The following is a 6292-nucleotide window of genomic DNA, read 5'->3' as shown; positions in this document are numbered from 1 at the left end:
CTCGCGCCAGATCGCGGCGAGCGCCGCTTCGGTGGGCGTGCGCGGAGCGACGGTCTCGCCGGCGCCCTGCCAGTCCGGCGCCGGCAGCGCCCTGCGGTCGAGCTTGCCGTTGGGCGTCAGCGGCAACTGCTCCAGCATCACAAAGCCGGCCGGCACCATGTAGTCGGGCAGCGATCGTTTGAGATGATGCTGCAGTTCGGCGGCGTTGGGCATTCCATTGGCCGTCGCCACCACATAGGCGACCAGCCGCTTGCCGGCCGCATCTTCGTGCGCCACCACCACGGCCTGCTCGACGCCGGCGTGCACGCGCAGCGCCGCCTCGATCTCGCCGAGCTCGATGCGGAAGCCGCGGATTTTCACCTGGCCGTCGCGGCGGGTCAGATACGTGATGCTGCCGTCGCCGAGACGCCGCACCAGGTCGCCGGTGCCATAGAGGCGGCGGCCCGGTGGGCCGAACGGATCGGGGATGAATCGCTCCGCGGTGAGCGCCGGGCGTCTCCAATAGCCATGGGCCAAACCGTCGCCGCCGAGATAAAGCTCGCCCGCCACGCCGATCGGCACCGGCTGCAGGGCAGCATCGAGGACATAGCAAGTGCTGTTGGCGATCGGACCACCGATCGGGACGGTTCGGGCGTCGGCTGCGACGGCCCGGGTCTCCAGCCAGGTGCTGAAGGTGGTGGCTTCGGTCGGTCCGTACACATGCAGCAACCGTTGCGGCGCGCCGTTGCCAAGCACGGCACGCACCGCCTGCGGGTCGGCCGCCTCGCCGCCGAACAGAACGTCCCGCACCGAAGCAAAGATATCTGGAACATCCTGGACCAGGCGATTGAACAGCGCGGTGGTCACGAACAGGCTGCTGACGTGCCGCGCGCGTAAATTGGCAGCGAACGCCGCCGACGACAGCGCGGTGTCGCGATCGATGATCACGACGGTGCCGCCGTTGAGCAGTGCGCCCCATAATTCGAACGTCGCCGCATCGAATGACGGGCTGGCGAGGTGGGCGAGCCGGTCGCCCGGCGCCAGGCTGATGTAGTCGGTGCCCAGCACCAGGCGGGCGACCGCCCGGTGTGGCACCGCAATGCCCTTGGGCACGCCGGTCGAGCCGGAGGTGTACATGATGTAGGCCACGGCCTCGCCGCCCGATGCCGCAGGCGGGCAACCATCGGCGGCGTGCACGGCGTCGCTGCGCAGCGACGGCAATCCGGCCGGTGCAACCCCGCCGGGGGCAACGACCACGGCACTCAGCCCGGCGTCCTTGACCATGAAGGCCAGGCGCTCGGCCGGGTAGCCGGGGTCGAGCGGGACATAGCATCCGCCGGCCTTGAGGATGCCGAGCATGCCGGCGATCAGATCGGCGGAGCGTTCCCCCGACAGGCCGACCGCCGCACCGGGACGGATGCCGAGTGCGCGCAGGCCGGCGGCGATGCCATCGGCCCACCCATCGAGCGCGCGATAGCTGATGACGCGCGTGCCATCGTCCACCGCGGCCGCCGCCGGCATTCGCGCGGCCTGTTCGGCGAACATCTCATGCAGGCCGCGCTGCCGTGGATAGGGCCTGGTGGTGTCGTTCCAATCCGAGATCTGCTGCCGGCGCTCCGCCGCGCTGAGCAGCGTGAGCTTCGACAGGCGACAATCGGGGTCGCTCACAACCTGGTCGAGAAGCCGTATGAGGTGACTTATGAGGCGATCGATCGTGCCGCGGTCGAACAGGTCCGTCGCATATTCAACGCAGCCTTCGATGCCGGCTGGTGTCTCATGCGCAAACAGCGTCAGGTCGAACTTGGTCGTTACATGCTCGGCGCTGGTTTCGATGCGGCTGGCGGTGATGCCGGGTAGCGCCAGGGCCTCGAACGGAATGTTTTCGAATGACAGACTGGCCTGGAACAGCGGCTGGCGCGAAAGGTCGCGTTCCGGCTGCAGTGCGTCGACGAGCTTCTCGAACGGCAGATCCTGGTGCGCATAGGCGTCGAGCGCGGTTTCCTTCACCCGGTCAAGCAATTCTCGGAAGGTGGGATCGCCAGCGAGATCACTGCGGATGACCAGCATGTTGACGAACATTCCGGTCAGGTCTTCGAGCTCCGGTCGAGATCGGCCCGCGACCGGAGAACCGATGAGGATGTCATCCTGGCCGCTATGGCGGGAGAGCAGCAGCGAGAAGGCCGCAAGAAACAACATATATAGGGTTGCGCCTTCGCTGCGGCTCAGGGCGATCAGGCGCGAACTGAGGGCGCTTGATACGAAAAACCGCGCGCTCGCGCCGGCAAAGGACTGCAGCGGCGGCCGCGGCCGGTCCGTCGGCAGGTCGAGTGTCGTGGCCGCGCCGGCAAGCTGATGGCGCCAATAGGCGATGTGTCGCGCCAGCACGTCCCCATCGAGCCAGGCGCGTTGCCACAGCGTGTAGTCAGCATACTGAACGGACAAATCCGGCAACGGTGACGGGCGGCCCTCCAGGTGCGCCGCATAAAGCAGTCCGAGCTCCCGAAGTAGAACTCGCAGTGACCAGCCGTCCGAAGTGATGTGATGCATGTTGATCAGCAGCAGATGTTCGCTGCCACTCAACCGCACCAGCATTGCCCGGAGCAGGGGGCCGGTCCGCAGGTTGAATGGCCGCTCGGCATGTTCACTGGCCAGGCGCCGCGCCTCGATCTGCCGTTCCTCGTCCTCAAGCACTGAGAGGTCGACCAGTTCGAGGCCGAAGTCTGCCGACGCTTCGATCACCTGGACACCGTGCCCGTCGACAAGCTCGAACCGGGTGCGAAGGTTCTCATGGCGATGCACGATCTCGACAAAGCTACGCTCGAGGGCAGCCACGTCGAGCGAGCCTTCGAGCCGCAGCGTGCCTGCCATGTTGTAGGCCGCGCCCACGAGCCCAATCTGATCAAGAAACCACAAAGGCTCCTGCGCATACGACAAGGGCAGCGACAGCGGGTGTGGCCGCCCGACGAGCGGAGGAAGAACGAGGTCGTTTCGCTGACGCTGAGCTTCTTCGACCCTGGCCGCCAGCGTCCGGATCGTGGGGGCCTGGAACAGAGCACGCAACGGCAGTTCGATCTTGAACATGTCGCCCAGCCGGGCCATCAGCCGCGCCGCGATCAGCGAATGTCCGCCGGATGTGAAGAAATTGTCGTCGATGCCGGGCCGCTCCACCCCGAGCACGTCGCACCAGATCGCGGACAGCATCTCTTGCACTGCATTCCCTGGCGCCGCATGGGCATCCGTCGAATCGACAGCCTGTGGCGCCGGCAAGGCGCCGCGGTCGAGCTTGCCGTTGGGCGTCAGCGGCAGTTGATCCAGCATCACAAAGGCGGCCGGCACCATGTAGTCGGGCAGCGATCGTTTGAGATGGTGCTGCAGTTCGGTGGCGTTGGGCATCCCACCGGCCGTCGCCACCACATAGGCGACCAGCCGGCGGTCGCCGGTATCTTCGCGCGCCACCACCACGGCCTGCTCGACGCTGGCATGCGCGCGCAGCGCCGCCTCGATCTCGCCGAGCTCGATGCGGAAGCCGCGGATTTTCACCTGGCCGTCGCGGCGGGTCAGATACGTGATGCTGCCGTCGCCGAGACGCCGCACCAGGTCGCCGGTGCCATAGAGGCGGCGGCCCGGTGGGCCGAACGGATCGGGGATGAATCGCTCCGCGGTGAGCGCCGGGCGTCTCCAATAGCCATGGGCCAAACCGTCGCCGCCGAGATAAAGCTCGCCCGCCACGCCGATCGGCACCGGCTGCAGGGCAGCATCGAGGACATAGCAAGTGCTGTTGGCGATCGGGCCACCGATCGGGACGGTTCGGGCGTCCGCTGCGACGGCCCGGGTCTCCAGCCAGGTGCTGAAGGTGGTGGCTTCGGTCGGTCCGTACACATGCAGCAACCGTTGCGGCGCGCCGTTGCCAAGCACGGCACGCACCGCCTGCGGGTCGGCCGCCTCGCCGCCGAACAGAACGTCCCGCACCGAAGCAAAGATATCTGGAACATCCTGGACCAGGCGATTGAACAGCGCGGTGGTCACGAACAGGCTGCTGACGTGCCGCGCGCGTAAATTGGCGGCGAACGCCGCCGACGACAGCGCGGTGTCGCGATCGATGATCACGACGGTGCCGCCGTTGAGCAGTGCGCCCCATAGTTCGAACGTCGCCGCATCGAATGACGGGCTGGCGAGGTGGGCGAGCCGATCGCCCGGCGCCAGGCTGATATAGTCGGTGCCCAGCACCAGGCGGGCGACCGCCCGGTGTGGCACCGCAATGCCCTTGGGCACGCCGGTCGAGCCGGAGGTGTACATGATGTAGGCCACGGCCTCGCCGCCCGATGCCGCAGGCGGGCAACCATCGGCGGCGTGCCCGCCATCGCTGCGCAGCGACGGCAATCCGGCCGGTGCAACCCCGCCGGGGGCAACGACCACGGCACTCAGCCCGGCGTCCTTGACCATGAAGGCCAGGCGCTCGGCCGGGTAGCCGGGGTCGAGCGGGACATAGCATCCGCCGGCCTTGAGGATGCCGAGCATGCCGGCGATCAGATCGGCGGAGCGTTCCCCCGACAGGCCGACCGCCGCACCGGGACGGATGCCGAGTGCGCGCAGGCCGGCGGCGATGCCATCGGCCCAGTCATCGAGCGCGCGATAGCTGATGATGCGCGTGCCATCGTCCACCGCGGCCGCCGCCGGCGTTCGCGCGGCCTGTTCGGCGAACATCTCATGCAGGCAGCGCTGCCGTGGATAGGGCCTGGTGGTGTCGTTCCAATCCGAGATCTGCTGCCGGCGTTCCGCCGCGCTCAGCAGCGTGATCGCCGATAGGCGACAATCAGGATCTGCCAGAATGTCATCCAGCAATTGGCGGAAATGGCCCGCCAGCCGCTCAATCGTGCTGTGGTCGAACAGCTCCGCCGCATATTCGATCGATACATCAAGACTCGATTTCGTGTCGTAGACGTGCAGCGTCAGATCGAATTTGGTCTGCGCATTCTCCGCGGCCATCGGCGTGAGTTTCAAGCCGGGCAGTGCCAGTGCCTCGAACGGCGCCGGTTGCAATGCGAACATCACCTGGACCAGCGGGTGGCGTGCGACATCGCGGTCCGGCTGCAGCGCTTCGACGAGTTTCTCGAACGGCAGATCCTGGTGCGCATAGGCGTCGAGCGCCGTCGTCCTCACTTGCCTCAGCAGGTCTCGGAAGCTCTGGTTTCCGGAACAGTCGGCGCGCAGCACCAGGATGTTCGCGAACAGCCCGATCAGGTTTTGCAATTCGTGCCGCCGCCGGCCGGCAACCGGGGAGCCGATCGCGATGTCGGTCTGGCCGCAGTAGCGTGACAGCAATAGCTGAAATGCCGACAGCAGCACCATGAACAAGGTCGCGTTTTCCCGCTGTCCCAGTGCTCGAAGCGCCGAGGCGACGCCTTCGGAAATCGAGAACCAATGGGTTGCGCCGGCGAAGCTCGGCAACGCCCGTCGCGGCCGATCGGTCGGCAGTTCGAGGTTGGGTGGCGCGGTCGACAGGCGCTGTGTCCAATATGCGAGCTGCCGCTCGAGCACGGCGCCATAGAGCGGCTGCCGTTGCCATAGCGCATAGTCGGCGTACTGAACCGGCAGCGGCTCGAGCGGAGACGGACGCCCCGCGCGAAAGGCGCCATAGAGCGCACCGATCTCACGGATCAGAACCTCGGACGACCAGGCATCCGAGATAATATGGTGCATTGCGAGCAGCAGCAGGTGGTGCTCGGGCGCGAGCCGTATGAGACAGCTTCGAAACGGGGCCGCGGCGCTGAGATCGAAGCGCTGTGCCGCATGGTCCCGGCTGGCGCGGCTCGCCGCCGCATCTTGCTCGTCTTGCGAAAGATCCGAAAGATCCAGCCGTGCAAGCCGATATGGCTGCGGCGGATCGATGACCTGCAGACCGCGACCATCCTCCGTTTCGAACCGTGTACGCAGGCACTGGTGCCGGCAGATCACTTCGGTGAACGCAAGCTCGAGCGCATTCACGTCGAGCATACCCTGCAGGCGGATCGTGGCGGCGATGTTGTAGGACGACTCGGCGAGGCCGAGCTGCTCGAGAAACCACAGCCGTTCCTGCGCAAATGACAAGGGTGGCGCGCCGGTAGCGGCAGCGGGCGTTACCGGCGGAAGCTCGGTTGCCTGTGACTGAGCCTCCTCGAGAAACGCGGTGATTTCGTGCTGGTGCGAGCGGATCGCCGCGATCCGCTCCGGCGTCATCACGCCCTTGGGCGCGCGGTAGCGCACCCGGCCATTCTCGGACCAGATATGGACGCCCTCACGGCGCAACGGGGAAAGCAGGTCTTCAATCATCAAA

1 protein-coding gene is annotated in these 6292 nt (G+C 66.7%); it reads right to left on the bottom strand.

Features of this window, described 5'->3' with window-relative positions; all coding sequences use genetic code 11:
* On the bottom strand, positions 1 to 6288 hold a 6288-nt coding region (locus tag V1292_RS33795), incomplete at its 3' end, for an amino acid adenylation domain-containing protein (RefSeq protein ID WP_334376895.1).
* Positions 6289 to 6292 lie beyond the last annotated feature (4 nt).

Origin of the sequence: Bradyrhizobium sp. AZCC 1719 (assembly GCF_036924525.1) — a bacterium.
Classification (GTDB): domain Bacteria; phylum Pseudomonadota; class Alphaproteobacteria; order Rhizobiales; family Xanthobacteraceae; genus Bradyrhizobium.
This window is presented reverse-complemented; position numbering and strand designations above follow the sequence as displayed.